The organism is Sphingomonas sp. Xoc002 (assembly GCF_050408055.1).
GTDB lineage: Bacteria > Pseudomonadota > Alphaproteobacteria > Sphingomonadales > Sphingomonadaceae > Sphingomonas > Sphingomonas yabuuchiae.
This window is the reverse complement of the sequence record NZ_CP191175.1, coordinates 285,220-311,271: the sequence shown is the minus strand read 5'-3', so window position 1 is coordinate 311,271 and position 26,052 is coordinate 285,220. Positions and strand designations below refer to the sequence as shown.

At 67.8% G+C, this 26,052-nt stretch carries 30 protein-coding genes; 19 read left to right on the top strand and 11 right to left on the bottom strand.

Annotated features, from left to right (window positions below; translation table 11 throughout):
• Window positions 1–1,422, bottom strand: a complete 1,422-nt coding sequence (gene xseA / locus ACQR50_RS01505; protein WP_428969535.1) for an exodeoxyribonuclease VII large subunit — start codon at window positions 1,420–1,422, stop codon at window positions 1–3.
• On the opposite strand from xseA, the gene purD reads away from it, so the two are divergent.
• The 4 genes from purD (at window position 1,421) to ACQR50_RS01485 (ending at window position 4,566) form a co-directional block, all read left to right on the top strand.
• Window positions 1,421–2,698 (top strand): phosphoribosylamine--glycine ligase, encoded by a 1,278-nt coding sequence (gene purD / locus ACQR50_RS01500; RefSeq protein ID WP_428969534.1) that lies wholly within the window; start codon window positions 1,421–1,423, stop codon window positions 2,696–2,698. The two genes, xseA and purD, sit on opposite strands and share 2 nt — an antisense overlap.
• A gap of 63 nt (window positions 2,699–2,761) precedes the next feature.
• Window positions 2,762–3,526: a hypothetical protein gene (locus tag ACQR50_RS01495; protein ID WP_428969533.1), complete on the top strand. Its 765-nt coding sequence runs from the start codon at window positions 2,762–2,764 to the stop codon at window positions 3,524–3,526.
• Between the two features lie 34 nt (window positions 3,527–3,560).
• Entirely contained in the window at window positions 3,561–4,121 is a 561-nt protein-coding gene (locus ACQR50_RS01490) for a hydrolase (RefSeq protein WP_428969532.1), read from the top strand.
• Window positions 4,122–4,176: 55 nt separating this feature from the next.
• Window positions 4,177–4,566 (top strand): hypothetical protein, encoded by a 390-nt coding sequence (locus ACQR50_RS01485; RefSeq protein WP_428969531.1) that lies wholly within the window; start codon window positions 4,177–4,179, stop codon window positions 4,564–4,566.
• A gap of 16 nt (window positions 4,567–4,582) precedes the next feature.
• Here ACQR50_RS01485 and ACQR50_RS01480 read toward each other — a convergent pair whose 3' ends face one another.
• Entirely contained in the window at window positions 4,583–5,884 is a 1,302-nt protein-coding gene (locus tag ACQR50_RS01480; RefSeq protein WP_076714661.1) for a hemolysin family protein, read from the bottom strand.
• Window positions 5,885–6,028: 144 nt separating this feature from the next.
• Between ACQR50_RS01480 and ACQR50_RS01475 the strand changes: the two genes are divergently transcribed.
• Both ACQR50_RS01475 and ACQR50_RS01470 read left to right on the top strand, forming a co-directional pair.
• Window positions 6,029–6,706, top strand: coding sequence for an OmpA family protein (locus tag ACQR50_RS01475; protein WP_428969530.1), 678 nt, complete (start codon window positions 6,029–6,031; stop codon window positions 6,704–6,706).
• 152 nt (window positions 6,707–6,858) lie between these two features.
• The gene (locus tag ACQR50_RS01470; protein WP_428969529.1) at window positions 6,859–7,065 is read left to right on the top strand and encodes a hypothetical protein; all 207 of its coding nucleotides are present in this window, start codon (window positions 6,859–6,861) and stop codon (window positions 7,063–7,065) included.
• Window positions 7,066–7,072: 7 nt separating this feature from the next.
• On the opposite strand, the gene ACQR50_RS01465 is transcribed toward ACQR50_RS01470, so the two are convergent.
• Window positions 7,073–7,501 carry a nucleoside deaminase gene (locus ACQR50_RS01465; RefSeq protein WP_428970617.1) on the bottom strand — a complete coding sequence of 143 codons (429 nt, stop codon included), beginning with the start codon at window positions 7,499–7,501 and terminating at the stop codon, window positions 7,073–7,075.
• A 72-nt stretch (window positions 7,502–7,573) separates the two neighbouring features.
• Complete coding sequence (locus tag ACQR50_RS01460; protein ID WP_428969528.1) at window positions 7,574–7,798, bottom strand: hypothetical protein; 225 nt, start codon at window positions 7,796–7,798, stop codon at window positions 7,574–7,576.
• Window positions 7,799–7,982: 184 nt separating this feature from the next.
• On the opposite strand from ACQR50_RS01460, the gene rpmB reads away from it, so the two are divergent.
• Window positions 7,983–8,291: a 50S ribosomal protein L28 gene (gene rpmB, locus ACQR50_RS01455; protein ID WP_056432158.1), complete on the top strand. Its 309-nt coding sequence runs from the start codon at window positions 7,983–7,985 to the stop codon at window positions 8,289–8,291.
• A 421-nt stretch (window positions 8,292–8,712) separates the two neighbouring features.
• Here the strand turns inward: rpmB and ACQR50_RS01450 are convergent, their stop codons facing one another.
• Window positions 8,713–9,723, bottom strand: a complete 1,011-nt coding sequence (locus ACQR50_RS01450; protein ID WP_428969527.1) for an esterase-like activity of phytase family protein — start codon at window positions 9,721–9,723, stop codon at window positions 8,713–8,715.
• A 190-nt stretch (window positions 9,724–9,913) separates the two neighbouring features.
• Between ACQR50_RS01450 and ACQR50_RS01445 the strand changes: the two genes are divergently transcribed.
• On the top strand, window positions 9,914–10,252 hold the full coding sequence (locus ACQR50_RS01445) for a glycine zipper 2TM domain-containing protein (protein ID WP_056432164.1): 339 nt from the start codon (window positions 9,914–9,916) through the stop codon (window positions 10,250–10,252).
• A 156-nt stretch (window positions 10,253–10,408) separates the two neighbouring features.
• Here ACQR50_RS01445 and phbB read toward each other — a convergent pair whose 3' ends face one another.
• The 3 genes from phbB to ACQR50_RS01430 all read right to left on the bottom strand — a co-directional run bounded on the left by phbB (window position 10,409) and on the right by ACQR50_RS01430 (window position 14,443).
• Window positions 10,409–11,131 (bottom strand): acetoacetyl-CoA reductase, encoded by a 723-nt coding sequence (gene phbB, locus ACQR50_RS01440; RefSeq protein ID WP_056432167.1) that lies wholly within the window; start codon window positions 11,129–11,131, stop codon window positions 10,409–10,411.
• 85 nt (window positions 11,132–11,216) lie between these two features.
• The gene (gene hemH, locus ACQR50_RS01435) at window positions 11,217–12,230 is read right to left on the bottom strand and encodes a ferrochelatase (RefSeq protein WP_428969526.1); all 1,014 of its coding nucleotides are present in this window, start codon (window positions 12,228–12,230) and stop codon (window positions 11,217–11,219) included.
• The gene (locus ACQR50_RS01430) at window positions 12,230–14,443 is read right to left on the bottom strand and encodes a molybdopterin cofactor-binding domain-containing protein (RefSeq protein WP_428969525.1); all 2,214 of its coding nucleotides are present in this window, start codon (window positions 14,441–14,443) and stop codon (window positions 12,230–12,232) included. Before ACQR50_RS01430 ends, hemH begins: the two co-directional genes overlap by 1 nt.
• A gap of 411 nt (window positions 14,444–14,854) precedes the next feature.
• Between ACQR50_RS01430 and lgt the strand changes: the two genes are divergently transcribed.
• The 5 genes from lgt (at window position 14,855) to ACQR50_RS01405 (ending at window position 19,537) form a co-directional block, all read left to right on the top strand.
• On the top strand, window positions 14,855–15,739 hold the full coding sequence (gene lgt / locus ACQR50_RS01425; RefSeq protein ID WP_428970616.1) for a prolipoprotein diacylglyceryl transferase: 885 nt from the start codon (window positions 14,855–14,857) through the stop codon (window positions 15,737–15,739).
• 40 nt (window positions 15,740–15,779) lie between these two features.
• On the top strand, window positions 15,780–16,862 hold the full coding sequence (locus tag ACQR50_RS01420) for a class I SAM-dependent methyltransferase (protein WP_428969524.1): 1,083 nt from the start codon (window positions 15,780–15,782) through the stop codon (window positions 16,860–16,862).
• Window positions 16,859–17,368 carry an N-acetyltransferase family protein gene (locus tag ACQR50_RS01415; RefSeq protein ID WP_428969523.1) on the top strand — a complete coding sequence of 170 codons (510 nt, stop codon included), beginning with the start codon at window positions 16,859–16,861 and terminating at the stop codon, window positions 17,366–17,368. The genes ACQR50_RS01420 and ACQR50_RS01415 overlap by 4 nt, the downstream gene beginning before the upstream one ends.
• Window positions 17,365–18,129 (top strand): peptidoglycan editing factor PgeF, encoded by a 765-nt coding sequence (pgeF, locus tag ACQR50_RS01410; RefSeq protein WP_428969522.1) that lies wholly within the window; start codon window positions 17,365–17,367, stop codon window positions 18,127–18,129. The genes ACQR50_RS01415 and pgeF overlap by 4 nt, the downstream gene beginning before the upstream one ends.
• A gap of 79 nt (window positions 18,130–18,208) precedes the next feature.
• Window positions 18,209–19,537, top strand: a complete 1,329-nt coding sequence (locus tag ACQR50_RS01405; RefSeq protein WP_428969521.1) for a cystathionine gamma-synthase family protein — start codon at window positions 18,209–18,211, stop codon at window positions 19,535–19,537.
• A gap of 4 nt (window positions 19,538–19,541) precedes the next feature.
• Here ACQR50_RS01405 and ACQR50_RS01400 read toward each other — a convergent pair whose 3' ends face one another.
• Window positions 19,542–20,114 carry a TetR/AcrR family transcriptional regulator gene (locus ACQR50_RS01400; protein WP_428969520.1) on the bottom strand — a complete coding sequence of 191 codons (573 nt, stop codon included), beginning with the start codon at window positions 20,112–20,114 and terminating at the stop codon, window positions 19,542–19,544.
• A gap of 2 nt (window positions 20,115–20,116) precedes the next feature.
• Window positions 20,117–20,578 (bottom strand): DUF1348 family protein, encoded by a 462-nt coding sequence (locus tag ACQR50_RS01395; RefSeq protein ID WP_428969519.1) that lies wholly within the window; start codon window positions 20,576–20,578, stop codon window positions 20,117–20,119.
• A gap of 247 nt (window positions 20,579–20,825) precedes the next feature.
• Between ACQR50_RS01395 and ACQR50_RS01390 the strand changes: the two genes are divergently transcribed.
• Both ACQR50_RS01390 and ACQR50_RS01385 read left to right on the top strand, forming a co-directional pair.
• Window positions 20,826–21,248, top strand: a complete 423-nt coding sequence (locus tag ACQR50_RS01390; protein ID WP_428969518.1) for a globin family protein — start codon at window positions 20,826–20,828, stop codon at window positions 21,246–21,248.
• Window positions 21,248–22,009 carry a methyl-accepting chemotaxis protein gene (locus ACQR50_RS01385; RefSeq protein WP_428969517.1) on the top strand — a complete coding sequence of 254 codons (762 nt, stop codon included), beginning with the start codon at window positions 21,248–21,250 and terminating at the stop codon, window positions 22,007–22,009. Before ACQR50_RS01390 ends, ACQR50_RS01385 begins: the two co-directional genes overlap by 1 nt.
• Window positions 22,010–22,154: 145 nt before the next feature.
• Here the strand turns inward: ACQR50_RS01385 and ACQR50_RS01380 are convergent, their stop codons facing one another.
• Window positions 22,155–23,012 carry a cold-shock protein gene (locus ACQR50_RS01380; protein ID WP_428969516.1) on the bottom strand — a complete coding sequence of 286 codons (858 nt, stop codon included), beginning with the start codon at window positions 23,010–23,012 and terminating at the stop codon, window positions 22,155–22,157.
• 327 nt (window positions 23,013–23,339) lie between these two features.
• Here ACQR50_RS01380 and ACQR50_RS01375 point away from each other — a divergent pair, with 327 nt between their 5' ends.
• From ACQR50_RS01375 to lptB, 4 genes are all read left to right on the top strand, one after another.
• The gene (locus tag ACQR50_RS01375) at window positions 23,340–23,960 is read left to right on the top strand and encodes a ribonuclease D (RefSeq protein ID WP_042487278.1); all 621 of its coding nucleotides are present in this window, start codon (window positions 23,340–23,342) and stop codon (window positions 23,958–23,960) included.
• 38 nt (window positions 23,961–23,998) lie between these two features.
• Window positions 23,999–24,625 (top strand): LPS export ABC transporter periplasmic protein LptC, encoded by a 627-nt coding sequence (gene lptC, locus ACQR50_RS01370; protein ID WP_056432199.1) that lies wholly within the window; start codon window positions 23,999–24,001, stop codon window positions 24,623–24,625.
• An 18-nt stretch (window positions 24,626–24,643) separates the two neighbouring features.
• Window positions 24,644–25,186, top strand: coding sequence for an LptA/OstA family protein (locus ACQR50_RS01365; RefSeq protein ID WP_184103240.1), 543 nt, complete (start codon window positions 24,644–24,646; stop codon window positions 25,184–25,186).
• Window positions 25,187–25,253: 67 nt separating this feature from the next.
• Entirely contained in the window at window positions 25,254–26,036 is a 783-nt protein-coding gene (lptB, locus tag ACQR50_RS01360) for an LPS export ABC transporter ATP-binding protein (RefSeq protein ID WP_428970615.1), read from the top strand.
• Window positions 26,037–26,052 lie beyond the last annotated feature (16 nt).

The window sequence follows — 26,052 nt, the reverse complement described above, 5'->3', positions numbered from 1 at the left end:
TCAAAGGAGCGTCGGCTGATCCGGCTTGTCCTGTTTGGGCTGCTGCTCCCGCCTGGGCTTGTCATAGGTTTTGGCGGCGGGCCGCTCAAGCCCGACCGCCTCCACCGCCACGTCCACCGTGCCGTCGCGGAACCGGAGGGTCAGCGTGTCCGCCGCCCGCGCCGCCTCCGCCGAGGACAGGGTCTCGCCGCCCGGTCGCGCGGTGATGCGGGCATAGCCACGTTCCAAGATACGGTCGGGGTTGAGCGACTGGACCAGCCGCCAGGTCGAGGCCAGCCGGTCGCGCCCGCGCTCGACCTGTCGCTCCAGGATCGCCGGGCGCAGCGCCGCGCCCGCCCGGTCCAGCCCGCCGCGCGCCAGCGTCACCCGCCGCTCCAGCCCGCGATCCAGCCGCGCCCCCGCCTCGTCCGCCCGCTGGCGCTGCGGCCCCAGCAACTGGTCCCGCTTGGGCAGCAGCCGTGCCATCGCGTCCAGCCGCTCGCGGCCGCGCTCGACATAGCGGCGCACGCAGCGCTCGGTGCGCTGGCGATGGCTGGCGACCGTCAGGCGCAGGTCGGCGAGCACCGGCACTGCGATCTCCGCCGCCGCCGTCGGGGTCGGCGCACGCAAATCGGCGGCATAGTCGCACAGGGTCGTGTCGGTCTCATGCCCCACCGCCGAGATGATCGGGATCGAGCATTCCGCCACCGCACGCACCACGACTTCCTCGTTGAACGACCAGAGATCCTCGATCGACCCGCCACCGCGCGCGACGATCACCAGATCGGGGCGCGGCACCGGACCGCCGGGCGCGATCGCGTCGAAGCCCCGGATGGCGGCGGCGACCTCCTTGGCCGAGCCTTCGCCCTGCACCTTGACCGGCCAGACGATGACATGGGTCGGACAGCGATCCTCCAGCCGGTGGAGAATGTCGCGGATCACCGCGCCGGTCGGTGAGGTGACGACGCCGATCACCGGCGGCATGAAGGGAAGCGCGCTTTTCCGCTCGCGCGCGAACAGCCCCTCGCCCGCCAGTTTCGCCTTCAGCTTTTCGAACAACGCCATCAGCGCGCCCGCACCGGCCAACTCCATCCGCTCGACGACGATCTGGTATTTGGACCGACCGGGGAAGGTGGTCAGGCGGCCGGTGGCGATCACCTCGATCCCGTCCTGCGGCTGGAAGGGCAATGTGTTCGCCGCGCCCTTCCACATCACCGCGTCGATGACCGCATTCTCGTCCTTCAGGCTCATATAGACATGGCCCGAGGTGGCGCGCTTATAGCCCGAAATCTCGCCGCGCAGGCGGACATGGCCGAATTCGCCCTCCACCATCCGCTTCAGCTTCAGGCTGAGTTCGCCGACCGATAGCGCGAGCGCGTTGTCGCCGGCGATCTCCTCGGCTACCAGCCTCGAACTTTCGTCATAGGGATAAGGATCGGGCATGAACGTCCTGCTGCTGGGATCGGGTGGCCGCGAACACGCGCTGGCGTGGAAGCTGGCACAGTCGAACGGGTTAGATACGCTCTACGCCGCGCCCGGCAACCCCGGTATCGCCGCGCACGCGACCTGCGTCGCGCTGAACGCGACCGATCACGCCGCCGTGGTCGCTTTCGTCAAGGAGCATGGCGTGGGCCTGGTCGTGGTCGGCCCCGAGGCACCGCTGGTCGATGGCCTGGCCGATTCGCTGCGCGCCGAGGGTATCCCGGTGTTCGGGCCGAGCAAGGCCGCCGCGCAGCTGGAGGGCTCCAAGGGCTTCACCAAGGACCTGTGCCGCCGCGCCGACATCCCGACCGCCGGTTATGTCCGCGTGAACACGCTGGCGGAGGCGCAAACCGCGCTTGCCGGCACCTTCGGCCTGCCGGTCGTCATTAAGGCCGATGGCCTGGCGGCGGGCAAGGGCGTGACCGTCGCCTTCACCAAGGCCGAGGCCGAGGGCGCGATCACCGACCTGTTCTCCGTCCCCGGCGCCGAGGTGGTGATCGAGGAATTCCTGGAAGGCGAGGAGGCGAGCCTGTTCGTCCTGACCGATGGCGAGGCGCTCCTGCCCTTCGGATCGGCACAGGATCACAAGCGCGTCGGCGACGGCGATACCGGCCCCAATACCGGCGGCATGGGCGCTTACAGCCCCGCGCGCGTCCTGACGCCCGAGCTGGAGCGGCAGGCGATCGACCGGATCGTCCGCCCCACCGTCGACACGCTTCGCGCCGAGGGGACGCCGTTTTCCGGCGTGCTCTATGCCGGGCTGATGCTGACCGAGCAGGGCCCGAAGCTGATCGAATATAATGCCCGCTTCGGCGATCCCGAATGCCAGGTACTGATGCTGCGTTTCCAGGGCGATCTGCTGGCGGTGATGCTGGCGGTGGCCGAGGGGCGGCTGGCCGACCTGCCCGCGCCTGCTTTCTCGGAGGACCCGGCGCTGACCGTCGTCATGGCGGCGGCGGGCTATCCCGGCACGCCCAAGGCGGGTGGCAGCATCGACGCGATCGACGCCGCCGAGGCGACCGGCGCGGTGGTGTTCCAGGCGGGCACCCGGATGGACGGCGAACAGCTGGTCGCCGGCGGTGGCCGCGTGCTGGCCGTGACCGCCAGCGCCGCGACGGTGGGCGAGGCGCAGGCCGCCGCATACCGCGCGGTCGATGCGATCCGCTTCCCCGATGGCTTCTGCCGCCGCGACATCGGCTGGCGCGAGGTTGCGCGCGAAGCGGGAACCGAGGCTTGATCCCAGTGATTGGGGTTCGCGACGCGGGCCCCGGGGCCAATGGGTGGACAATAGGGTAACGCCATGAACGACACGACCGCAGCACCGGCGACAAGCCTCATCCCCGATGGCGTGGCGGCCATCACGACCATCCATTTCGTCCTGCTCGCCATCGTCGCGCTGGCGGCGATCGCGATGATCGTGGTCGGGATGCGCCTGAAGCACCGCCGCAAACAGGCCGCGCGCCGGGTGGAGGAAAATGCGCAGGAAGCCGGGCTCTCGGTGCGCCAGCCCGACCGCAAGCCGATCAGCGAAGCCTCGCTGACCGAGCCCAAGGCGAGCCCGACGCCCGCTCCGGCTCCGGCTCCAGCTCCGGTTTCGGCGCCGACGCCCGCTCCTGCTCCGGCCGCACCGCCGCCGCCCCCGGCCCCGACGCCAGCGCCCGTCCCCACGCCGGTCATGCCGACGCCCAGCGCGCCCGAAGAGCCGGTGATCGCGGACGAGCCGCTGAACGACGAGCCGGTCGCCGCCGCTGCGCCGATGACCGCCAGCCCGGCCGCCGAAGCCGCGCCCGCTCCTGCGGAATCCGCGGCCGAACCGGCACGCCCCGAAGATCAGCCGATCACGCTGCTCAAGGGCCTGGGCCCCAAGCTGACCCAGAAGCTGGCCGAACACGGCATCACCACGGTCGGCGACATGGCCGCGCTCAGCGAGGCACAGGCACAGGCGCTCGATGCGCAGCTGGGGGCCTTTTCGGGCCGCATGGCGCGCGACCGCTGGCTGGAACAGGCGCGACTGCTGGCGGCGGGCGACCGTGCGGGGTTCGAGGCGGTGTTCGGGCGCCTCTGACGGAACGCCCCGCCGCCCGGCCGGTTGAGGCGGTATGACCACGCTCGATCCCGGCAGCACCGCCCTCATCCTCATCGATCTGCAACAGGGCATCGTACCGCATGCGGGCGGTCCGCGATCCGGCGACGAGGTGGTCGCGACCGCCAAGACGCTCGCCGCCCGCTTTCGCGAGGCGGGCGCGCCGGTCGTGCTGGTCCATGTCGGCTTCACGCCCGAGACGCTGCCCAGCCTCAACGCCGACCGCCCCAGCCTGCCGCCAGAGGGCACGCCGCCCGCCTTCAGCGAACTCGTCCCCGACCTGCGCCAGCCCGGCGACATCGTGGTGCTGAAGCATCATTGGGGGGCCTTCACCGGCACCGACCTGGACCTGCAATTGCGGCGGCGCGGGGTACGGACGGTGGTGATCGCGGGCATCTCGACGAACATGGGCGTCGAATCGACCGCCCGCTCGGCCTGGGAACTGTCCTATGATGTGGTCATCGCCGAGGACGCCTGCGCCTCGCGCTCGGCCGAACTCCATGCCTTTGCCATCGAGCACATCTTCCCGCTGTTTTCGCGGGTCGTGGCGTCGGGGAATATTGAATTGGCCGCTTGAGTCCTGCCGCCGCCACGCCTTAGCCTCATCTGAATCGCGAGGGGACTGGGGCGGCATGGAATTTCTATTCGAAGTCCTGATTCAATATGGCGGCGAACTTCTGCTTCAACTGCTGTTTGAGACGGCGGCCGAAGCAGGCCTGCACAGTTTGGGCGAAACGTTCCGGCAGCCGAGAAACCCGCTGATCGCGACGATAGGCTTCGCCCTATGGGGTCTGATCACGGGCGGTATCAGCCTACTGCTATTCCCCCACTCCCCCATCACCGACCCGCACTGGCGTCGGATCAACCTGATCGTCACGCCGATCCTCGCAGGTGGGGTCATGGCCGTTATCGGCAGTCTGCGCCGCCGCAAAGGGCTGCGCCTCGTCCGGCTGGACCGGTTCGGTTACGCCTATCTCTTCGCGCTGGTCATGGCGCTGGTCCGGTATCGCTGGGCGGGATAGCGTCCTCGCCCAGACCTCAAGCCTCGCTGACCAGCAGCTTGTCAATCCGCCGCCCGTCCAGGTCGACCACCTCGAAGCGCCAGCCCTGTTCGACGAAGCTCTCGCCCTCGCCCGGCAGGTGGCGGAACACGGCCAGCGCCAGCCCGGCGACGGTCGCGTAATCGCGGTCGTCGGGCAGATCGATGCCCAGCCGGTCGGCCAGCGCGTCCGCCGCCATGGTGCCCGCGACCAGCAGCGAACCGTCGTCGCGCTCGACCACCGAGGGCGCCTCGCCCGGATCCGCGTCGGACGCAAATTCGCCCGCGATCGCGGCCAGCAGGTCGGACGGGGTCACGATCCCCTCGAAATGGCCGTACTCGTCATGGATCAGCGCCATCGGCACTTCGGCCTGGCGCAGCGCCAGCAGCACGTCCATCGCGTCGATCCGGTCGATCACGACGGGCGCCTTGCGCATCAGGTGCTTCAGGTCGAGCGGCTCACCCCGGAACAGCGCCATGGCGATGTCGCGCGCCTGTACCACGCCGACCACCGCGTCGATCGAGCCCTCCCCCACCGGCAGGCGGGTGCGCGGGCTTTCCAGCAGCTTGGCGCGGATCGCCGCGTCGTCCAGCGTACAGTCCAGCCAGTCGATCTCGGTGCGCGGCGTCATCACCTCGCGCACCGGCCGGTCCGCGAGCCGCACCACGCCCGAGATGATCGAGCGCTCATGCTCCTCGATCACGCCGGACTTGGACGCCTCGGCCACGATCAGGTGAAGCTCCTCGGCCGTCACCTGATCCTCATTGTCGCGGTTCAGGCCCAGCAGCTTGAAGATCACCCCGCTGGTCGAATCGAGCACCCAGACGATCGGCGCGGTGCCCACCGCCAGCCAGCGCATCGGCACCGCGACGAAGGCGGCGATCGGCTCGGGCTTGCGCAGGGCGAATTGCTTCGGCACCAGTTCGCCCAGGATCAGCGAGGCATAGGTGGTCAGGCCGATGACCAGCGCGAAGCCCAGGGTCGCGGCGGTCGAAGGCGACACGCCGAGTGCCTCCAGCCGCGCCGCCGTCGGCGTGCCCAGGCTGGCGCCCGAATAGGCGCCCGCGATGATGCCGGTCAGGGTGATGCCGATCTGGACGGTCGACAGGAACTTGCCCGGATCGGCGGCGAGCGTCAGCGCGGCCTGCGCCCCTTTACGTCCGCTGCGCGCCATCGCCTCCAGACGGGCACGGCGAGACGATACGATCGCCAGCTCGCTCATCGCGAATGCGCCATTCAACGCGACGAGCGCGAGAATGATGAGGACGTCGATCCACGGAAAGGGGGGCAGCGTTGCCATCGTTATGGGGTGCTCATAGCGGGCCGGACAGGGCTTCGACAACTCCTGTCGTCATGTTCCGTTCAGTTCACCTGCGGAACAAGGCGGTCCGAAGCGGCGTTCCGGGGGTCGAGACGCCGTCCGAAACTAACAAGGATCATGTTTATGCGACTGCCCGCCAAATTCCTGACCGCCGCCGCGCTGTCCGCCCTCATCGCCACCTCGGCCTGCACCACCGACCCGGAAACCGGGCAGCAGCGCCTGTCCAAGGCCGCGATCGGCGGCATCGGCGGCGCGGTCGGCGGCTATCTGCTGGGCGATCTGGTCGGCGGGCGGCGCGACCGTACCGAGAAGATCCTGGGTGCCGGCATCGGCGGCCTCGCGGGGGCTGGCATCGGCGCCTATATGGACAAGCAGGAGCGCGACCTGCGCGCGCGCACCGCGGGCACCGACGTGCAGGTGGTCCGCCAGGGCGACGATCTGCTGCTGAACCTGCCATCGGGCATCACCTTCGCCTATAATTCGGCGCAGGTGCAGCCGCAGTTCCGCCAGACGCTGGACCAGGTCGCCGACATCCTCTCCCAGTATAAGCAGACCTATATCGACGTGTACGGCCACACCGATTCGACCGGCAGCGATGCGTACAACCAGCGCCTGTCGGAGCAGCGTGCGACGTCGGTCGCCGACTATCTGGCGTCGCGCGGCGTCCAGCCCGCCCGCATCGGCACGCGCGGCTTCGGCAAGTCGCAGCCGATCGCGTCGAACGACACCGAGGAAGGCCGCGCCGCCAACCGCCGTGTCGAGATCAAGATCGTGCCGATCCGCGAGGGCGATCTGCGCTGATCGTTTCGCAATTCGCGGATATGAGAAAGGGGCCCGGGCGAGAAATCGCCCGGGCCTTTCCACTTCATCGGGCCGTCATGCTTCCGTCATGGTGGACACACTCTACTGGCGCGTGTTGAATCACTCTTTCCGTAAAAGGGCAGACGAGCCGCATGCCGCAAGGACCGGACAAGAATTCTTCTGCCGTCACGCGGACTGGCGCGCTGCTGACCGGGATACTGGTCTTTGCCGCGCTCCTGATCTTGGATGCATGGGATATCGCGCCCCACTCCGCATTCCGTGCGGGCATCGTCGGCGGAGTGAGCGCCATTGTTGCGATGCTGCTGATTCGCCTCTTCCATAATCGCAAGCGCCCCTGAGGCTGCCCTATCGTCGCACCGCGAAGAAGTTGCGGAGCAGGTCAGCGGCCTCCCCCTCACCGATCCCGGCGTACACCTCTGGCCGGTGGTGGCAGGTCGGTTGGCCGAAGAAGCGTGGGCCATGTTCCACCGCGCCGCCCTTGGGGTCGCTTGCGGCGTAATAGAGCCGGGCGATTCGGGCATGGGCGATTGCGCCCGCACACATGGCGCAGGGCTCCAGCGTGACCCACAGGTCGCAATCCTCCAGCCGGTCCCGCCCCAGCGCCAGCGCCGCCGCGCGAATCGCCTGGATCTCGGCATGGGCGGTGGGATCATGCAGGCGGCGGGGCGCATTGGCGCCGGTCGCGATGATCGTACCGCCCCGCACCACCACCGCACCGACCGGCACCTCGCCCGCCAGCCCCGCCTGGATAGCGGCATCGAGCGCGGCGCGCATCGGGGCGGGGAGTGGAAACATCGCCCCTCCCTGCCCCGCCTCCGTCATCCGGGCAAGGGCGCTTCGGTGTGCTTACTGGGCGTTGGTCTGAGCCGTATCGGCGGGCTTCTCGACGCTCACCGTCGGCACCTCGACCGTCCTCTGGGTCGTACCGACCGAAACCTTGGGCCCTTCGGCACGGAAGCTCGGCGCCTGGACGACGGCCGGGCGGGTCTGGTCGATGCTGATCCAGCCCATCGCCATGGCACCGGCGGCCAGCAGGAGGACGATGCCCAACAGGACGAGAAAAGCGCGCATGATCCTGGCTCCCAAAGGTTCGTTGCCGTAACAACGCAGCCGACGAAGCGCAGTTGCACCGGTGATCGGCATGGCGGATCGTCGCGAATTGCAGGGGCGATTGCGGGGAATCGGTTGACGCCACCCCCCGGACGGGGTATCGGCGCGGCCTTTCCGGGCACTGCCTGAAACCAGGATAACGATCATGTCGCGCATTTGCGAGCTGACCGGCAAGGGCCGGCAGGTGGGTAACAACGTTTCCCACGCCAACAACAAGACCAAGCGTACGTTCCTGCCGAACCTGCAGAACGTCACGCTGATTTCGGACTCGCTCGAGAAGAGCGTCCGTCTTCGCGTTTCGACCCACGGCCTGCGCTCGGTCGAGCACAATGGCGGCCTGGACAACTGGCTGGTCAAGACCTCGGACGATCAGCTTTCGCTGCGCGTGCGTCGCCTGAAGCGCGACGTCGTCAAGAAGCTGGCCGCCGCCAAGACCGAAGCCGCCGCCGCTTAATCAGCGACGCGTCGGTTGACGGGTTGAAGCCCGCCGCTCCCCGGAGCGGCGGGTTTTCGTCGTTGTGGATTTGAGGTTACCCCTTGGCCTTCGACTTCGTTCAGGCTGAACGGCGCTAGGGGAATAGGCAATCATGCGACTCCTTGTTCCCTCTCCCCTGGATAGGGGAGAGGGTTAGCGGAGCTTGCCAGTTTACTGGCTAGCGAAGCTTGGGTGAGGGGTTGAGCGAGCCCGAGGGCTCGCGCGCTCTTCGAGCGCTTCACCCCTCACCCAGCTCCGACGAGGCTTTTGCTCTTGCAAAGACCAAGTCTGCGCAACCCTCTCCCCTCTATGAGGGGCGAGGGAAGGATAGGCTCGGCAGAATGACGACCGTCTCTAACATCCGTTCAGCCTGAGCGAAGTCGAAGGCCACGCTGAAGCGCTAGCGAATCGCCCCGCGCTCCAGTCGGAACTTCAACAGATAGTTGCGCTGCAGGAACAGCTGGTTGTCGTCCGACACCAGCCACAGGATCGTCGCCCCCGCCTCCTGCGTCACCGCCACCCCTTCGAAATTGTCGTGGATCAGCGGCGAATCGAGTTCCGCAAGCAGTTGACCCTGCGCCACCCGCCCCGGCGCGATCTGCGCGGCGGGGACCAGCATGATGCGATTCGAGAAGCGGAAGGGCAGCCGGAAGCGCCGCTCGACGACCACCAGCGATCCGTCGGGCAGCGCGGCCGCATCGGCGACGTCATGGTGTGGCGACACGCGGTAGGCGAAGCGCCGGGCATGGCCCTTTAGCGGATCGCCCGGGGAGATCAGCGCCTGACGGCTGTTGCGCCGCGATTCGCTGCTGCCGCGCCAGGCTTTTCGGCGGACCCGGCCCTCTTCGGAAATAGTGACGAATCGGCCATCGGGCATCCGTGCCAGCGATTCGGCACCGCCATTGGGCGGCCAGTCCTTCATGTCGTGTGGCGCGACACGGCCCTCCGCGCGGGCGAAATCCGGCGCATAACGCCAGATCTGGTTATAGCCCTCGAACCCCACCCAGAATTGGCCCGTCTTCGGATCGACCGCCAGCGACTCGCTGTCGCGATCTTCCTTCTGCCATCCCGTGCCGGGCCCGGCGGGCAGGTTGGAAAAGCGCAGATCGTGCGGCTGCCAGTCCGCCCCCATGCGAAAGCGGATGACGTTGCCGCCGTCGCTCAGCAGCAGGAACCGATCCCCCGTCACGGTCAGCGAGGAATAACCGCCGAAAGCAGGCAGGCGGCTCGTCAGCGCGATACCGCCCAGATAGGTCAGCGCCCCGACCCGCCGCCGCGACGGATCGCGAGGGTCCAGGTCGACCCGGTGCACATCCATCTGCGGCTTGCCCGCGAACAGCGCCAGCCGCTGTTCGCCCGTCCATCCCGGCACCAGGGCCAATATCAACAGGCAGGAGAGCAGAATGCGCATGGTGCCTCATACGCATTGCGGCGCAGCACGACACCCCTTTCGCTTCCCCTCTGCTGCCCTGGCCGGACGCGCCGCTGCCTGAACGGCGGATAACGGGGACATTCAGGAAGCGCTCAACGCGAATCGGCCAGAAGCAGTGCAACGACGACGGACGGGACCGTCGATCGACACGAGTTTCGGGAGTGAGACCATGATGAAGACCCTGACCCTGGCGGCGACCGCAATGGCGATGATCGGTGGCGCCGTGCTGCCCGCGACCGCCGCGGATGCGCACCGCTATCGCCGGGCCCATCATTCGGATCGCTATTATCGCGGCTATAACGACGGCGCGCGCGCCGAGTATCAGGCGAGCAAGTGCCGCCGCTCGGGCACGACCGGCACCATCGTCGGCGCGGTGGCGGGCGGCCTGCTGGGCCGGACCATCGACACCGATGGCGACCGCACGCTGGGCACGCTGATCGGCGGCGGTGCCGGTGCGCTGGCGGGCCGCGCGATCGAGCGGTCGGGCCGTCCGGGTTATTGCCGCTAAACGGTTAGGGCGGGCGGAGCCTGTATCTGCCCCACCCGCCCCAGTTTTCTCGCGTAGCGTATCGAGGCGGAACGCCGATCTCCCAAAGCGGGAGGTCGGCGTTTCTGCCTTTAGAAGCACTCCTCCCCTGCAAGGGAGGAATGCAGGTGCCCCGCCTCAATACATATGCTGACCGCCGTTGATCGACAGGGTTGAGCCGGTGACGAAGCCCGCCTCGTCCGAGCAGAGGAAGGCGACGCCGCGCGCAATCTCATGCGCCTGGCCCAGACGACCGACCGGGATCTTGGCGACGATCTTCTCCAGCACGTCGGCAGGGACGGCGGCGACCATGTCGGTGTCGATATAGCCCGGCGCGATCGCGTTCACGGTCACGCCGACGCGTGCACCTTCCTGCGCCAGCGCCTTGGTGAAGCCATGGATGCCCGACTTGGCGGCGGCATAGTTGACCTGGCCATATTGACCCGCCTGGCCGTTGATCGAGCCGATGTTGACGATCCGGCCCCATTTGCGCTCGCGCATGCCGGGGAACACCGCCTTGGCCATGTTGAAGCAACCGCCCAGATTGGTGTCCATGACCTCTTTCCACATCTGGTAGGTCATCTTCAGCAGCGTGCCGTCACGGGTGATGCCCGCATTGTTGACGACGATATCGACCGGCCCCAGTTCCTCGGCGACCTGGGCGACGCCCGCCTGCACGGCGTCGTAATCGGCGACGTCCCACTTATACGCCTTGATCCCGGTCCGCTCCGAGAACTCGCGCGCGCGCTCGTCATTGCCCGCATAATTGGCGGCGACGGTCACGCCCGCCTCCTTCAAGGCTAGGCTGATCGCCTCGCCAATACCGCGCGTACCACCCGTCACAATCGCGACCCGTGCCATTCAACCTCTCCCAAATTTCGATTGTGGCTTAAAAGGGGCATGCGCCCTCTGCAATGGCGAACACCGGGTGAAACGTAATATAACGCTACGGCAACCAGCCCTGAAGCTCGCGTTCGATCAATCCGCGCAGCATCGCGACACCGACATCACTGTCGTTAAGGCATGGGAGATAGGCAAAATGGGTGCCGCCCGCGCCTTCGAAACTTTCGCGACCGCGAATCGCCAGTTCTTCCAGCGTCTCGATACAGTCGGCCGAAAAGCCCGGCGCCAGGATCGCGACCTTGCGGATGCCGCGCCCCGGCAGCGCTTCAAGCACCGTATCGGTCGCGGGCTCCAGCCATTTGGCGCGGCCGAATCGCGACTGGAACGCGACCAGCAATTCGCGGCCGTTCAGCGTGTCCTTCATCGCCTCGGCCAGCAGCCGCGCGGTCTTGCGGCAATGGCAGTGATAGGGATCGCCCAGCTCCAGCGTCCGTTGCGGCATTCCGTGGAAGCTGGCGACCACCGCCTCCGGCTCGAAATCCAGCGACGCAAGCTGCGCCTCCAATCGGGTCTTCAGCGCATCGATATAGAGCGCGTCGTCATAATAGGGCGGCAGGGTGCGGATCGCGGGCTGCCAGCGCAGCGTCGCCAGATGCGCGAAGGCGCGGTCATTGGCGGTGGCGGTCGTCGCCGCGCAATATTGCGGATAGAGCGGCGCGAGCAGGATGCGTTCGCACCCCGCCGCCTTCATCGCCTTCACCTGGTCGGCGATGGCGGGACGGCCATAGCGCATCGCCCAGTCGACCATGACGCCCGGCCCGAACGCGTCCTTCAGCGCCACCGCCTGCGCGCGCGTGATCGCGGCCAGCGGCGAGCCGTCGTCCCGCCACACCAGCGAATAGGCATGGGCGGACTTTTTCGGCCGGGTATTCAGGATGATGCCGCGCAGGATCGGCTGCCACAGCAACGCCGGAATCTCGATGACCCGGCGATCCGACAGGAACTCGCGCAGATAGCGCTTCACCGATTTCGGATCGGGCGCATCGGGGGTCCCCAGATTCATCAACAGCACGCCGATCTTCGGGCGCGGCACGGGGGGATGGTCGGGCGGCAGCATCAGGCGGACAACTCCATCGGCAGGCTTCGTATCCGTGGGAAGCCGGGCAGGGTGGCGAGCGCATTGACGATGGCGGGCGCGACCGGCGGCACGGCCAGCTCACCCACCCCGCCGGGCGCTTCGTCGGAGGAAAGCAGTTCGACCGTGATGTCGGGCGTGTCGGCGAGGCGCGGCAGCTTCAGCGCGCCCAGCCGCGACGGCATGGCCCATCCCCGCTCGAACCCGACCGCGCCGCCGCGCAAGGCAGCCAGACCGAAGATCAGCCCGCCCTCGACCTGCTGGCGTACGATATCGGGGTTCACCACCCGGCCGCAGTCGATGGCGGCGACCAGCCGGTCGACCACCGGGCGGCCATTCCCGTCCCGGTGCGTCTCGGCCATCACCGCGACATAGCTGCCACGAAAGCCGTGCGCGGCGACGCCCTGCCCGCTGCCCGGCCCGCCACCCTCCCAGCCGCCGAGCGAGGCGGCGGTCGACAGACAGCGCGCCAGCCGAGGGGCCTCCCCCAGCATCGCGATACGCCAGGCCAGTGGATCGGCCCCCGCCGCTCGCGCGCATTCGTCGATGAAGGACTCGGTGATGAAGCAGTTGGCGACATGCGCGCCGCCGCGCACATGACCGGTGGGGATGGGCAGCGATGCGTCGTGATGATGCACCGCCAGCGCCGGGATCGCATAGGGCGGCACTGCACCACCCATCGCATAGGCATCGCCCCGCCCCGGCCCGCGCATCCCCCAGCGGACCAGCCCGGCGGGCATCACCCGCTCCGCCAGCCCCCGCCCGGTCGAGGGCGTCGCGATCCGGCCGCGCCAGCCGACCAGCCTGCCCCGCTCCAGCCGCGCGGTCATCCGGGCGATGGCGGGTGCGCGCCAGGCGTCGCGGCGCAGATCCTCGGTGCGCGACCATTGGACGTTAACCGGCCGCTTCAGCCTGGCCGCGATCCTCGCCGCCTGCGCCACCGCATCCTGCTCCAGCCCCTGGCCGAAGCCGCCGCCGATCGGCATGGCATGGACGACCACCCGATCCTCGGGAATGGCCGCCGCCCGCGCCGCGACCTTGCGTGCAGCCTCGGGGGCCTGGGTCGGCACCCATAGTTCCAGCCCGCCATCCTGCCACGCCGCCACTGCCGCGCGCGGCTCGATCGCGGCATGGACACCGGTGCCGATGCGATAGCGCGCCTCGATCAGCCCCGGCCCCTCCAGCGCCGCCGCGACATCGCCGCGCGCCAGGACGCTATGGCCTTCTTCCTTGAGCGCGGCCTCCAATTTTTCCGCGATGGCCTGCGACGTCGGCCCCGCCCCGTCGCTGACCGCGCGCGGCGCCGCCGCATCGAGGCCCTTTTGCGCGATCCACCAGCTGCTGGCGGCGACCGCGACCCAATCCTCACCCTCGATCACCTCGACGACGCCGGGCAACTTCATCGCCGCCGTGCGGTCGATACGGATCGCACGCGTCCGGCCCAGCGGCGCATGGCGAAGCGCGACATGGACCATGTCGGGCAGGCGGATGTCGGCGATAAAATTGGCCGAGCCATCGAGTTTGGCGGGCGAATCGAGCCGGGGCACGTCCTTGCCCGCCAGCCTGCCCGCCCCGCCGCTGCCCAGCGGCAGGGGATGCGGCACCGTCTCGCCCGCCGCCGCCTCGGCCAGTTCGGCGAAGCGCAACCGTTGGTCGCCATGGAGGATGAAACCGTCCCTGGCCTCGCACTCACTCCAGTCGATGCCCCAGCGGCGGGCGGCGGCCTGCGCCATCAGCGCACGCGCGGTCGCGGCGGCGGCGCGCGCGGGCCCCTCGAACATGCGCAGCGAGCTGGACCCGGCGGTCAGCATCACCCGGTCGCGCCGCAACCACTCGTCGCGCATCCCCTCCGGCAGGCGGCCGAGCGCACCCTCGAACAGCGAATCGACGCCGACCGGATTGGCGTAGAGCGGGCCGGGCGGCGCCGGCTCGACCGCGACGGTACGCCAGTCCGCGCCCAGCTCGTCGGCGACCACCTGCGCCAGCGTGGTCGCGATCCCCTGGCCATGCTCGGCCTGCGACACCGCAACCGTGACGATCCCGTCGCGTCCGATCTTCAACCACGCCCCGAACGCCTGCTCGCCCGGTTCGGTCGTCAGGCTCGGCGGATAGGCGCGCGGCCACAAGCCCCAGGCGACGACCAAACCGGCGCCAAGCCCCCCGCCGATCAAGATGTTGCGCCTGTTGTACTCCATCCCGGCGGAGCCTTAGCGGACAAGGGCGGCCAGGCAAGCAGGGGGTTTGACTGTCTCAAAACGAGGGGATCGATTGTTCGCGCGAAGCCGCGATGACGCGAAGTTTTTTGCGCGCAGAGGCGCAGAGGACGCAGAGGGGGAAACGGCGCAACCGGTACCCCGCCGTCTCGATCGGCAGACCGTGTCGCTCATGGAGGATGGACTGGCCTTGCGGCCGGACCAGACACCTCTGCGTCCTCTGCGCCTCAGCGCGAACCGTTCTTTTTCGCGTCTTCGCGGCTTCGCGTGATTCGAAGTCAGGCCACGCCCCACCCCGCCCCCATACAGGACGGCACCGAACCCATGTCTTGGTGTTGTCCCATGACCGCTCTATGAAGCGGACCAGAAAGGGAAACGCATTTGATCCTCTCCATGCTTGCCGCCACTGGGCTCGCGGCCGCCAGCGGCCATATCCGGTTCGAGGATCTGGGGTTGCACCCGGATGTGTTCTCGATCGGCTTCTTCACGCTGCGCTGGTACAGCCTGGCCTATATCACCGGCATCCTGTTCGGCTGGTGGTATCTGGGCAAGATGCTCGACCGGCCCGGCGCGCCGATGTCGCGGGCGCATGCCGATGATCTGGTCTTCTACGCGACGCTGGGCATCATCCTGGGCGGGCGGATCGGTTATGTGATCTTCTACGCGCCCGAGATGTTCCTCCACCCGCTGCATATCGTGCGGCTGTGGGACGGCGGCATGAGCTTCCATGGCGGCGCGGCGGGCACCGGGATCGGCGTCATCCTGTTCGCGCGCAAGCACAAGCTCAGCTGGCTGCGCATCCTGGACTATCTGGTCTGCACCGCACCGGTCGGACTGTTCCTGGGCCGCCTCGCCAATTTCGTGAACGGCGAATTGTGGGGCAAGCCGTCGGATGCGCCCTGGGCGATCATCTTTCCGCGCACCGTGCCCTTCGGCCTGCCAGACCCTGCCCGCCATCCCAGCCAGCTGTACGAGGCCGGGCTGGAGGGCCTGGTCCTGTTCGCCGTGATGAGCTTTGCCTTCTGGCGCACCAAGGCACGTTACGATCCGGGCAAGCTGTCGGGCCTGTTCCTGCTCGGCTATGGCATTGCGCGCTTCATCGTCGAATTCTTCCGCGAACCCGACCAGCAGCTTCGCGCCTTTGCAGAAATGACCGGGCTGCACATGGGCCAGTGGCTGTGCGTACCGATGATCCTGGGCGGCCTGTACCTGATGAACACCGCCAAGGCGCGCCGCGTCCGGGTCGAGCCGATCGCGGGACCCGACAGCGTTTCCTGATTCCCTTGCGGCGAAGGGATGGGATCGGCAGAGCGGGTTCATGACGAACCCGCTGATCCCCCCCGCCGATCACAAGCCGGAGCCCGAGGACGCGCTGCCAGAACGGCTGGCGCGCGCCATCGCGCTGGCCGGGCCGATCCCGGTGGCGCAGTTCATGGCCGCCGCCAATGCGCATTATTACGGCACGCGCGATCCGCTGGGCGCGGGCGGCGACTTCACCACCAGCCCCGAGATCAGCCAGATGTTCGGCGAACTGGTCGGCCTGTGGTGCGCCGACCTGTGGGACCGGTCGGGGCGGCCGGAGGCGTATTGGGTCGAGCTGGGGCCGGGGCGCGGAACCCTCGCGGCGGACGCCCGGCGCGCCATGGCCAAGGCGGGCTTCCACCCCAGCATCCATTTCGTCGAGACCAGCGCCACGCTGCGCACCGCGCAGGGTGAGCGCGTGGCCGATGCGCAGTGGCACGACTCGGTCGAGACGCTGCCGACCGACCGACCGCTGATCGTCGTCGCCAACGAGTTCTTCGACGCCCTCCCCATCCGCCAGCTCGTCCGTCGCGGCGAGGGCTGGCACGAACGGCTGGTCGCGGCGCAGGACCTGCTCTTCCTGCCGATCGCGGGTCCCCCGGTGCCGGGCGAGATCATCCCCGAGCCGCTGCGCAAGGCCGAGGCCGGATCGGTGATCGAGGTTTCCCCCGCCAGCGTCGCGATAATGCGCGCGCTATCGGCGCGGATCGCCGCGCAGGGCGGCGCCGCCCTGATCGTCGACTATGGTTATGAAGGCCCCGCCATCGCCGACACGCTGCAGGCGGTGCGCGGCCATGCCTATGCCAACCCCTTCGACCGGCCGGGCGAGCAGGATCTGAGCGCGCATGTCGACTTCACGACACTCGCCGCCGCGGCACAAGGGAACGGTTTGGCCGCCTTCGGCCCGGTGACGCAGCGCGACCTGCTGGGCGCGCTCGGCATCGACCAGCGGACCGCCAGCCTCGCCCGCGTGCATCCCGACCGCGCCGAGGCGCTGCTCGCCGATCGCAACCGGTTGATGCAGGACATGGGCACGCTGTTCCGCGCACTGGCGGTCACCCGGCCCGACTGGCCGGTGCCTGCGGGTTATGGCGAATGATCGCCTATCGGGACGCCGTGCCCGGCGACGGCGAGGCGCTCGCCGCGATGGCGTGCGCCGCCTTCACCGACACCTTCGGCCATCTCTATCCGCCCGCCGACCTGAACGCCTTTCTGGACGAAGCCTTCGGCCCCGAAGGCCTGCCTGCCCAAATCGGCCATGCCGACTTCACCATCCGGCTGGCCATTGAGGATGATGCGATCATCGGTTTCGCCAAGATCGGACCCGTGGGTTTTCCCGGCGACTGGCCAGACGATGCGGTCGAACTCTATCAGCTCTATGTCGCCTCCAGCCATCTGGGCGCGGGTGTCGGGCCTACGCTGATGGACTGGGCCATCACCACCGCACGCGATCGCCGCGCGCGCGAGTTGATCCTGTCGGTCTATGTCGACAATCACCGGGCCAAGGCCTTTTACGCCCGCTACGGCTTTGTCGATATCGGGCGCTACGACTTCCCCGTCGGCGGGACGATCGACGAGGACCGGATCATGAGGCTGTCGCTATGACCATCGAAACCCTTCGCACACCCCTGTTGGAGCCTATCGCGCACGGCTTTCTCGGGCGGCGCGGCGGCGTGTCGGCAGGCATCCATGGCGGCCTGAATGTCGGGCTGGGTTCGGAGGACGATGCCGATTCGGTCGCCGAAAATCGCCGCCGCGCGCGCGACGCGGTGCTGCCCGGTTCGCGCCTCATCACCTGCTACCAGATTCACTCGGCCGAGGCGGTGACGGTGCTGTCTCCGCCCGAGGACGATGTCCGCCCGCATGGCGATGCGCTGGTGACGGACCGGCCGGGCCTGCTGCTCGGCATCCTGACCGCCGATTGCGCGCCGGTGCTGTTCGCCGATCCGCAAGCGGGCGTCGTCGGCGCGGCCCATGCCGGGTGGAAGGGCGCGCTGGGCGGGATCACCGACGCGACCTTGCTCGCCATGGAGGCGCTGGGCGCCCGGCGTGAGCAGATCGCCGCCGCCATCGGCCCGTGCATCGCCCGCGCCAGCTATGAGGTCGACGCCGCCTTTCTGCGCCGCTTCGCCGAGGCCGAACCCGAGAACGAACGCTTCTTCGCCGATGGCACCCGCGCGGATCATTACCAGTTCGACCTGGAAGCCTATGTCGCCCACCGCCTGGCCGCCGCAGGTGTCGCACGCGTCGCGGCGCTGGGCGAGGACACCTATGCGCAGGAGGACCGCTTCTTCAGCTTCCGCCGCGCGACGCACCGCAACGAACCCTCTTACGGCCGCCAGATTTCGCTGATCGGCCTCGCCTGAGCCTCGCCAAAGCCATTCGCCGCGTTATCCTGGGGACATGGCCGCCGACAGAGCGGCATCCGTTCCCGAGGAGACCGACATGCCGACCGAATCCGATCTGACCGGCGTCCCGCCGCAAGACCCGAACACGGCCGCCAAGAGCGATGTGACCAGCATCGGCGACCGCAAGCTGAAGCCCTCCACGCTGATGATGGGTCATGGCTTCGACCCGGTGCTGTCCGAAGGCTCGCTGAAGCCGCCGATCTTCCTGACCTCGACCTTCGTCTTCCCCAATGCGGCGGCGGGCAAGCGACATTTCGAGGGCGTCACCGGCAAGCGTCCCGGCGGTGCGGACGGCCTGGTCTATTCGCGCTTCAACGGGCCGAACCAGGAAATCCTGGAGGACCGCCTGGCCATCTGGGACGAGGCCGAGGATGCGCTGACCTTCTCCAGCGGCATGGCGGCGATCGCCACCCTGTTCCTGTCGATGGTCCAGCCGGGCGACGTGATCGTCCATTCCGGCCCCCTCTATGCCGCGACCGAGACGCTGATCGGGCGCATCCTGGGCCGGTTCGGCGTCCAGTGGCTCGACTTCCCCGCAGGGGCGACGCGCGAGGAGATCGACGCGGTGCTGACTAAGGCGGCGGGCATGGGCCGCGTGCCGATGATCTATCTCGAAAGCCCCGCCAACCCGACCAACGCGCTGGTCGATATCGAGGCGGTAGCGGCCGCACGCGATGCGGTCTTTGCCGACGCGGCCGAAAAGCCGCCGATCGCGATCGACAACACCTTTCTCGGTCCGCTCTGGCAGCGTCCGCTCAAGCACGGCGCCGATCTGCTCGTCTATTCGCTCACCAAATATGCGGGCGGCCATTCGGATCTGGTCGCAGGCGGCGTGCTGGGGTCGAAGGCGCACATCGCGACCATCCGCTCGATGCGCAACACCATCGGCACCATCTGCGACCCCAATACCGCCTGGATGCTGCTGCGTTCGCTGGAGACGCTGGAATTGCGCATGAGTCGCGCGGGCGAGAATGCGGCCAAGGTCTGCGCCTATCTACGCGATCATCCCAAGGTGGAGCGGGTCGGCTATCTCGGCTTTCTGGAAAGCACGCCGGGGATGGAGCGGCAGGCGGACATTTACCGCCGCCACTGCACCGGCGGCGGATCGACCTTCTCGCTGTACCTGAAGGGCGGCGAGGCGGAATCCTTCCGCTTCCTCGACGCGCTTCGCATCGCCAAGCTGGCGGTCAGCCTGGGCGGCACCGAGACGCTGGCCAGCCACCCCGCCGCCATGACGCACCTCTCGGTGCCCGATGAACGCAAGGTGGCGCTGGGTATCACCGACAATCTGGTGCGCATCTCGATCGGGGTCGAGGATGCCGATGACCTGATTGCCGATTGCGAACAGGCGCTCGCGGCGATCTGATCGTTCAGGCGGCGGCGAGCGCGGTGTAGAGCCGCGCCGTCAGCCGCCCCAGCGTCGCGCGGAACAGCGAAGTATCGTTCAGCGCGCGGGCCAGCACGACCGCGCCCTGAATACCGCTGACCACATCCTGCGCCAGCGTGGCGGCATGATCCTCCGCCACGCCGCCGCGCACCAAGAGCGTCTGGAGCGCGGCGATCCAGCGCCGGAAATAACCCGCGATCGACTCGGCAAAGGGATCACGCGTCGCGCCCAGTCCCCAGGCCCCGATCAGGCAGGCCCGCTGCCCCGAGCGGAAATAACGGTCGACCTCGACCATCATCGCATCGATCCCGGCGCGCGGATCGTCGGCCTGCTCCAGTGGTGTGAAGATCGCGGCATCGAACCAGCCAGCGACATCGGCGAGCACGGCGGCGGCCATCTCCTGCTTTCCGCCGGGAAAGAAGTGGTAGAGGCTCCCCCGCCCCAGCCCGGTCGCGGTGCCGATCAGCGACAGGCTGGCGCCCGCATAGCCATATTCGCGAAACACCTCGGCCAGCCCCGGCAATGCGTCGCCGCGCTCGGCGATCATCCGCGCCATGGTTAGAGGCCCAATTCGCTCAAGCCGGGATGATCCGCCGGGCGGGTGCCGAGCGGCCAGCGGAACAACCGTGCCTCCTCGCCGATCGCCAGATCGTTGATCGACGCGATCCGCCGCCGCATCCGGCCATCCTCGGCAAAGTCCCAATTCTCATTGCCATAGGAGCGGAACCACTGACCATCCGCGTCATGCCATTCATAGGCGAAGCGCACCGCGATCCGGCTGTCCTGATGCGCCCAGAGTTCCTTGATGAGCCGATAATCCTGTTCGCGCTCCCATTTGTCCCGGAGGAAGGCCACGATCGCGTCGTGCCCCGCCAGGAACCGGTCGCGGTTCCGCCAGGGGCAGTCGGGCGTATAGGCCAGCGCGACGCGCTCGGGATCGCGGCTGTTCCACGTATCCTCGGCCGCGCGGACCTTCTGCGCGGCGGTTTCGGTGGTGAACGGTGGCAGGGGCGGGCGCATATTCACTTCCCTTTTCGACCGAAAGGACGATTCTTTACCGAATGGTACAAGTCGAAAACAGCCGACGCAAGCGACATGCCATGGGACCGCAGACAAATAATAACCGGCAAGTGGCAGGTTTTCATCGGCGATCGGCGTATCATCACCCTGATATCGCGATGGAAAAGCCATCATCGCCCAAGTCTGACACCGTGGTTGTTACACATGGATCTTAAGGGTTCGTTGTCACTCCGGCGCATAGCGCCAAATGATGCTCACGGCCCGTCAGATCGACCTTGTTCAGGACAGCTTCGCTGCGGTCCTTCCCCTTACGGACCAGGCGGCTGCCGAATTCTATCGCCGACTTTTCGTGCTGGCGCCCGACACCCGCCCCCTCTTCGGGAACGACATGGAAGCGCAGGGACGCAAGCTGTTCCTGACATTGGCGACGGTGGTGGATGCGCTCGACCGGCTCGATACGGTCGTTCCGGTAGCCCGCGAATTGGCGATTCGGCATGTCGGCTATGGGGCCAAGCCCCATCATTATGAGGCGGTCGGATCGGCGCTGATCGAAACGCTGCGTGTCGGGCTGGGCAGCGGTTTCGACCGCGATACCGAGGCTGCGTGGGGCGCGGCCTATGCCATTCTGTCCGAGACCATGTTGGCGGCTGCGCGCCAGACACCGCACTGATGACGCAACAGGCGTCGCCCGTCGCGCCGAGCCTGGATGCGCACCTGAGTGATATCGCCGGCCGCCTGATCGATATTGCGGGCTGCGTCGCGTCGGAAGCGGAAGCTGCGACCGCCAGCGTCCGTGGCATGGGCGATCAGGCCGAACGCGTGGCGTCACTCGCCGCAAGTCTGGAGGCCGCGGCGGGTGTCATGGCCGGAGCCGTCAAGCAACAAGCCGAAGCCCTGGCATTGGCGCGCGAGTCGCTCACCGCCAACAAGCCGATCGTGGATACGCTGGATCAGTCGATCGGCCGTGTCGCCTCGATCAGTGCCGCCATCGCCACCATCGCGCAGGAAAGCCGAATCTTGAGCCTGAATGCCCGGATCGAAGCCGCTCGGGCCGATTCGGGAGGAAGCGCCTTTACCGTCGTCGCGACGGAAATGTCGGTACTTGCGACCCGGACCAAGACGGCGACCGACGATATCGGGGCCAGCGCGCTGGCCATCGCGCATGATATCGGCGCGGCCGGAGACATGGTGGCGGCCTATGAAATGCTCGTCAGCGAGCAGGACGAACTGCTGACCCGTTCGCTCGATCACGCCGCCAGTCAAAGCGATGCGGCACAGGAATTGGCGACCATCACCGCCGAGGCGGTCGGGACCATCGATCAGGCGGCCTCTGCGATCGGACGGGTCGGTGCCCATGCCGTGGCCGTCAAGGTCCTGGCCCGTCAGCTTTCTCGCCTGAGCCGTCGCGACGATCACAAGACCGATGGATAACCCCTCATCCATTTGAACGACGAGCAGCCGCCCCCGTTACAGCGCGGTTCTTCCTTGCCTCCAGATAACGAAAAGGCCCGGCGTCGCATCGCTGCAACGCCGGGCCTCAACGCCCGAAAAGGGAGGCTTATTCAGCCGAGGGGGATCAGCCCTCGTTCTGCAGGTTGACCGCTGCGTACTTGCCGCGACGATCGACCTCGATCTCGAACTGCAGGCGATCGCCTTCGTTCAGCGAGCCCATGCCGGCGCGCTCGACGGCCGAGATGTGCACGAACGCGTCGGGCTGTCCGTCGTCGCGCTGAATGAAGCCGAAGCCCTTCATCGCGTTGAAGAACTTGACCGTACCGGTCGCCTTCTCACCGGTCAGCTGACGCTGCGGAGCGCCGCCGAAACCACCGGCCGCACCACCGCGGGGACCGCGATCACGGTCGCCGCCGAAACCGCCTTCGCGCGGCTCGCGGGGGGCACGATCCTGGACCGGCATCGGCTCGCCTTCGATCTTCAGTTCGGTGGCCGAGATGCGGCCGCCGCGATCGACGAGGGTGAAGCCGAGCGGCTGGCCTTCGGCCAGGCCGGTCAGGCCCGCCTGCTCGACGGCCGAGATGTGAACGAACACGTCTTCGCCGCCGTCGTCGCGCACGACGAAGCCGAAGCCCTTCTGCGCGTTGAAGAACTTGACTACGCCGGTGCCTTCGCCAACGACCTGGGGGGGCATACCGCCGCCGCCACGACCGCCGCCGAAGCCGCCACCGCCGCCGCCACGGAAACCGCCGCCGCCGCCGCCGAAGCCGCCGCGATCACCGCCGCCGAAGCCGCCACGGTCGCCACCGCCGCCGAAGCGGTCGCCGCCACCGAAACCGCCGCCGAAGCCGCCGCCACCGAAGCGATCACCGCCACCGAAGCCGCCGCCGCCAAAGCCGCCTTCATCGCCGCCGCCGAAATTGTCCCGCTTGTCGCGGCCACGCGAGCCGCGATTGCCCCGGCTACCTCTATCGAAACTCATAAGCCCTGTTCGTCTTCCCGGTTCGCCCGCAAATCCTGTCCTCAAGAACCGTGCGCCGGACGAAGAGCGCGGATCTTTTGGCGCCAAACCTTTTGCGCCTAGTGGGGATGCATAACGCAGAAGGACAGCCATCGCGAACGAAATCGTGCGAACCGGTCTCGCTTTGGCGCGAACGAGGCAGATTACGTCGGAATTGTGGCCGAAACTCCACAACATCTTCTTGCGAATCGGCGAATCGTCCGCCGGGCTCCGCGACTCTTTATCGCGGCCGCCTTTTCTGTCCGATCGCGGTTGAGGCTTGGCCCCGCCGCCGCTAGGGCAGGCAGCATGACCGTTCATCTGCACGAAGAAGACATTCCCGCCGATCTGTTCGCCCCCGGCGCGTCGATCGCCGTCGATACCGAGACGATGGGCCTCATCACGCCGCGCGACCGGCTGTGCGTCGTCCAGCTGTCGGACGGCGGCCCCGACGAGCATCTCGTCCGCTTCGCGCCCGACAGCGACTATGCCGCGCCGAACCTCCGCGCGCTGCTCGCCGATCCGGCGCGGCTGAAGCTCTATCATTTCGGGCGGTTCGATATCGCCGCGATCCGCCATTATCTGGGCGTCGTCGCCGCGCCCGTCTATTGCACCAAGATCGCCTCGCGGCTGATCCGCACCTATACCGACCGCCACGGCCTGAAGGAGCTGGTCCGCGAACTGCTCGGGGTCGAGCTGTCCAAGGCGCAGCAATCGTCGGACTGGGGCGCACCCGAGCTGTCCGACGCCCAGCGCGAATATGCCGCGTCGGACGTGCGGTACCTGCACCGCATGAAGGTCGAGCTCGACAAAAGGCTGGAGCGCGAAGGCCGGATGGAACTGGCCCAGGCCTGTTTCGATTTCCTTCCCGCCCGCGCCGAACTGGATCTGGCGGGCTGGCCCGAGGTCGATATCTTCGCCCACGCCTGAACCATTGACGCCTGATCCGGGCACGATAGGGAGCCGTCATGTCCGAGATCGCCGACCGCGTCCGTACCCAGCGCCAGCATTGGGCCGCACCGGGCAGCCGTCACGACCGTTTCGTGACGCTGGCGCGCTGGATGCTGCCCAGCGCGATCGGCGTGCTGACGGCGTTCCTGGTGATGGCGCCGATCTATTCGTCCAGCGAAGTGTCCTTCGTCCTCGACAAGAAGAAGGTCGAGGTCGCGCGCGAGCGGATGAAGATCCAGGCGGCGGAGTATCGCGGCGTCGACGACAAGGGGCAGCCCTTCTCGCTCGATGCGGGCTCCGCGATCCAGCGCAGCTCGGCCGAGCCGGTGGTGCAGCTCAACAAGCTGTCCGCCGCCATCCGCCTGTCGGACGGGCCCGCCACGGTCAGCGCCAATTCGGGCCGCTATGACATGCGCACCGAGCAGGTGCAGCTGGACGGGCCGCTCGATTTCAAATCGGCGGGCGGATATGATCTGCGCACGCATGACGCGACCATCGACCTGCAACAACGGACCCTGGTGTCGGGCGGTGCCGTGACCGGACAGGTCCCACAGGGCAATTTCAGCGCGAACAAGATGCGGGCGGACCTGGAAAATCGTTCCGTCCGGCTGGAAGGCAACGCCCGCTTGCGCATCGTCCCGTAAAGCCCGAAATAGCCGCTCATGTACAAGCTCTTCGCCGCTGCGGCTCCGGCCCTTCTCGTCCTGGCAGTGTCCGCGGCCGCGCAGGTCAAGCACAACAGCCGCGCGCCCGTCGATTTCGGTGCCGACGTCATCGAGTTGCAGGACAAGCAGAACCGCGCCGTCCTGTCGGGCAACGTCTCGCTGCGCCAGGCCGAGATGACGCTGACGGCGGCGCGGATGACGGTGTTCTACACCGGCCAGGTGCTGGGCGGAAAGCCGCAGGTGTCGCGCTTCGACGCTTCGGGCGGGGTGGTCGTCAAACGGCCCGACCAGACGGCGCGCAGCAACTATGCGATCTATGACCTCAACCGCCGGGTCATTACCATGCTGGGCAATGTCACCCTGACCCAGGGCGGCAATACGGTGAATGGCGGGCGGCTGACGCTGAACCTCGACACCGGCCGCGCGGTGATCGACGGGTCGTCGGTATCGGGCGGCGCGTCGTCGGGCAATGGCGGCACCGTCAGCCGCGCGCCGTCGGGCCGGGTCACGGGCACCTTCTCGGTCCCCGATCGCAACTGAGGCGTGACGCGGGTGCCATGCCCGCGCTAACGTTCGATCAGCTAAGGAAAGAAACGGGCCGATGGACATGGAAACCCCGACTCGCGAGGCAAGTCATCGCAACGCCCCCGTGTCGGAGCCACCGGTCGCCAACGGCCTGCAGGTCGTGTCGATCGCCAAGAGTTATGACAAGCGCGTCGTCCTGACCGACGTGTCGGTGTCGGTCGGGCGTGGCGAGGTGATCGGCCTGCTCGGCCCCAACGGCGCGGGCAAGACGACCTGCTTCTATTCGGTGATGGGCCTGGTGAAGCCCGATTCGGGCCGCATCATGCTGGACGGCGAGGATATCACCGGCCTGCCCATGTATCGCCGCGCCATCTTGGGCTTGGGCTATCTGCCGCAGGAAACCTCGATCTTTCGCGGGCTGTCGATCGAGAAGAATATCCTGACCGTGCTCGAACTGGCCGAGCCCGACCCGGCCGAGCGCGCGCGCAAGCTGGACAAGCTGCTCGAGGAATTCGGCCTCACCCGCCTGCGCGCCGCGCCCGCCATGGCGCTGTCGGGTGGCGAGCGCCGCCGTGCCGAGATCGCCCGCGCGCTGGCCGCCGATCCGTCGATCATGCTGCTCGACGAACCGTTCGCAGGGATCGACCCCATCTCGATCGCCGACATCCGCGATCTGGTGAAGGACCTGAAACGGCGCGACATCGGGGTGCTGATCACCGACCATAATGTCCGCGAGACGCTGGACATCGTCGACCGCGCCTACATCATCTATGACGGGCGCGTGCTGTTCAGCGGTTCGCCGGAGGAACTGGTCGCCGACGCCAATGTCCGCCGCCTGTATCTGGGCGAGGGCTTTTCGCTCTGATCGCATGAGGACCGGC

What these genes read in the sequence shown, in the direction of transcription:
- ACQR50_RS01495 (WP_428969533.1), top strand. Translation starts at nt 2,762, where the DNA reads ATGAACGACACGACCGCAGCACCGGCGACAAGCCTCATCCCCGATGGC.
- ACQR50_RS01395 (WP_428969519.1), bottom strand. Translation starts at nt 20,578, where the DNA reads ATGCGCCCGCCCCTGCCACCGTTCACCACCGAAACCGCCGCGCAGAAG.
- ACQR50_RS01415 (WP_428969523.1), top strand. Translation starts at nt 16,859, where the DNA reads ATGATCGCCTATCGGGACGCCGTGCCCGGCGACGGCGAGGCGCTCGCC.
- lgt (WP_428970616.1), top strand. Translation starts at nt 14,855, where the DNA reads ATGCTTGCCGCCACTGGGCTCGCGGCCGCCAGCGGCCATATCCGGTTC.
- rpmB (WP_056432158.1), top strand. Translation starts at nt 7,983, where the DNA reads ATGTCGCGCATTTGCGAGCTGACCGGCAAGGGCCGGCAGGTGGGTAAC.
- phbB (WP_056432167.1), bottom strand. Translation starts at nt 11,131, where the DNA reads ATGGCACGGGTCGCGATTGTGACGGGTGGTACGCGCGGTATTGGCGAG.
- ACQR50_RS01480 (WP_076714661.1), bottom strand. Translation starts at nt 5,884, where the DNA reads ATGGCAACGCTGCCCCCCTTTCCGTGGATCGACGTCCTCATCATTCTC.
- ACQR50_RS01420 (WP_428969524.1), top strand. Translation starts at nt 15,780, where the DNA reads ATGACGAACCCGCTGATCCCCCCCGCCGATCACAAGCCGGAGCCCGAG.
- ACQR50_RS01405 (WP_428969521.1), top strand. Translation starts at nt 18,209, where the DNA reads ATGCCGACCGAATCCGATCTGACCGGCGTCCCGCCGCAAGACCCGAAC.
- ACQR50_RS01445 (WP_056432164.1), top strand. Translation starts at nt 9,914, where the DNA reads ATGATGAAGACCCTGACCCTGGCGGCGACCGCAATGGCGATGATCGGT.
- ACQR50_RS01485 (WP_428969531.1), top strand. Translation starts at nt 4,177, where the DNA reads ATGGAATTTCTATTCGAAGTCCTGATTCAATATGGCGGCGAACTTCTG.
- lptC (WP_056432199.1), top strand. Translation starts at nt 23,999, where the DNA reads ATGTCCGAGATCGCCGACCGCGTCCGTACCCAGCGCCAGCATTGGGCC.
- ACQR50_RS01465 (WP_428970617.1), bottom strand. Translation starts at nt 7,501, where the DNA reads ATGCGCGCCGCGCTCGATGCCGCTATCCAGGCGGGGCTGGCGGGCGAG.
- ACQR50_RS01390 (WP_428969518.1), top strand. Translation starts at nt 20,826, where the DNA reads ATGATGCTCACGGCCCGTCAGATCGACCTTGTTCAGGACAGCTTCGCT.
- pgeF (WP_428969522.1), top strand. Translation starts at nt 17,365, where the DNA reads ATGACCATCGAAACCCTTCGCACACCCCTGTTGGAGCCTATCGCGCAC.
- ACQR50_RS01430 (WP_428969525.1), bottom strand. Translation starts at nt 14,443, where the DNA reads ATGGAGTACAACAGGCGCAACATCTTGATCGGCGGGGGGCTTGGCGCC.
- ACQR50_RS01375 (WP_042487278.1), top strand. Translation starts at nt 23,340, where the DNA reads ATGACCGTTCATCTGCACGAAGAAGACATTCCCGCCGATCTGTTCGCC.
- ACQR50_RS01475 (WP_428969530.1), top strand. Translation starts at nt 6,029, where the DNA reads ATGCGACTGCCCGCCAAATTCCTGACCGCCGCCGCGCTGTCCGCCCTC.
- ACQR50_RS01450 (WP_428969527.1), bottom strand. Translation starts at nt 9,723, where the DNA reads ATGCGCATTCTGCTCTCCTGCCTGTTGATATTGGCCCTGGTGCCGGGA.
- ACQR50_RS01460 (WP_428969528.1), bottom strand. Translation starts at nt 7,798, where the DNA reads ATGCGCGCTTTTCTCGTCCTGTTGGGCATCGTCCTCCTGCTGGCCGCC.
- purD (WP_428969534.1), top strand. Translation starts at nt 1,421, where the DNA reads ATGAACGTCCTGCTGCTGGGATCGGGTGGCCGCGAACACGCGCTGGCG.
- lptB (WP_428970615.1), top strand. Translation starts at nt 25,254, where the DNA reads ATGGAAACCCCGACTCGCGAGGCAAGTCATCGCAACGCCCCCGTGTCG.
- hemH (WP_428969526.1), bottom strand. Translation starts at nt 12,230, where the DNA reads ATGCTGCCGCCCGACCATCCCCCCGTGCCGCGCCCGAAGATCGGCGTG.
- ACQR50_RS01380 (WP_428969516.1), bottom strand. Translation starts at nt 23,012, where the DNA reads ATGAGTTTCGATAGAGGTAGCCGGGGCAATCGCGGCTCGCGTGGCCGC.
- ACQR50_RS01490 (WP_428969532.1), top strand. Translation starts at nt 3,561, where the DNA reads ATGACCACGCTCGATCCCGGCAGCACCGCCCTCATCCTCATCGATCTG.
- xseA (WP_428969535.1), bottom strand. Translation starts at nt 1,422, where the DNA reads ATGCCCGATCCTTATCCCTATGACGAAAGTTCGAGGCTGGTAGCCGAG.
- ACQR50_RS01400 (WP_428969520.1), bottom strand. Translation starts at nt 20,114, where the DNA reads ATGGCGCGGATGATCGCCGAGCGCGGCGACGCATTGCCGGGGCTGGCC.
- ACQR50_RS01470 (WP_428969529.1), top strand. Translation starts at nt 6,859, where the DNA reads ATGCCGCAAGGACCGGACAAGAATTCTTCTGCCGTCACGCGGACTGGC.
- ACQR50_RS01385 (WP_428969517.1), top strand. Translation starts at nt 21,248, where the DNA reads ATGACGCAACAGGCGTCGCCCGTCGCGCCGAGCCTGGATGCGCACCTG.
- ACQR50_RS01365 (WP_184103240.1), top strand. Translation starts at nt 24,644, where the DNA reads ATGTACAAGCTCTTCGCCGCTGCGGCTCCGGCCCTTCTCGTCCTGGCA.